Origin of the sequence: Pseudoalteromonas sp. GW168-MNA-CIBAN-0100, assembly GCF_040309225.1 — a bacterium.
Classification (GTDB): Bacteria; Pseudomonadota; Gammaproteobacteria; order Enterobacterales; family Alteromonadaceae; genus Pseudoalteromonas; species Pseudoalteromonas arctica.
Map to the genome: position 1 here is coordinate 1 of NZ_JBEOOL010001020.1, position 241 is coordinate 241.

General features: G+C 45.6%; 1 protein-coding gene. It reads left to right on the forward strand.

Annotation, left to right across the window (positions count from 1 at the left end; all coding sequences use genetic code 11):
• Positions 1–241, forward strand: a 241-nt coding sequence (locus tag AAEY62_RS24440) for a transposase (RefSeq protein WP_350637071.1), incomplete at both ends; no start/stop codon positions are given.

The following is a 241-nucleotide window of genomic DNA, read 5'->3' on the forward strand; positions in this document are numbered from 1 at the left end:
AGTCATCTTGATGAGGCCATTGGTAAAAGCGTTGCAGGTAATAGCAGCAAACTGCACTTAGTGGTCGATGCTTGTGGCAACCCTATACATGTTGAGCTGTCAGGTGGGCAAGTACATGACTCTAAGATGGCAAAGGCGTTGATATGTAGCACCATTAACAACCAGACTAAAGCGGTGATTGCAGACAGGGGCTACGATAGTAGCTATATTAGAGAGTGTATCTTCAAGCACTGTGCTCAGT